General features: G+C 60.0%; 1 protein-coding gene. It reads right to left on the reverse strand.

Features of this window, described 5'->3' with window-relative positions; genetic code table 11:
- Positions 1-151 precede the first annotated feature (151 nt).
- Positions 152-468: DUF2272 domain-containing protein (locus D7Y13_RS42455; RefSeq protein WP_120631098.1), on the reverse strand; the 317-nt coding region annotated here is incomplete at its 5' end.

Below are 468 nucleotides of genomic sequence, written 5' to 3' on the forward strand. Positions count from 1 at the left end.
GTCCGAACCGGAATCGGGCGAAAGCGAAAGCACCGTCATGACCTGTCTCCTGATCGCAGGGGCCATGCGCCGGTCGGGTTGCCGGCGCTTAAGTGATTCACATGTTAATGAATTTGCGCCGGGCGTCAAACAACGTTACATCTGCCGTCTGCTAGGGCAACTGGTTGCGCAGCACCACCAACCACTGCATGACCGAATTCGTGTACGGATCGAGCTGGTTGGCGTCATTCAACTCGGTAATGCTCATCGATGCGGATTGCTGCACGTTGCCGCCAATCGATTTCACTTCATGGCGCACCGGGTCCATCTCGACGACGAGATCGCAATGCATGGGCGTTCTGCCGGCCTGGATTTCGGCCGGGTCCGTCATGAAGCGATCGGCGCCGCGTGCGGTGCAGATGAGGTCGCCCGGACGCGGCACGGCCGGTGTGCGCTCAAGGACAAAGGCGGGATGCCTGAGCAGATGAT

The organism is Corallococcus praedator (assembly GCF_003612125.1).
In the GTDB taxonomy this organism is placed as follows: domain Bacteria; phylum Myxococcota; class Myxococcia; order Myxococcales; family Myxococcaceae; genus Corallococcus; species Corallococcus praedator.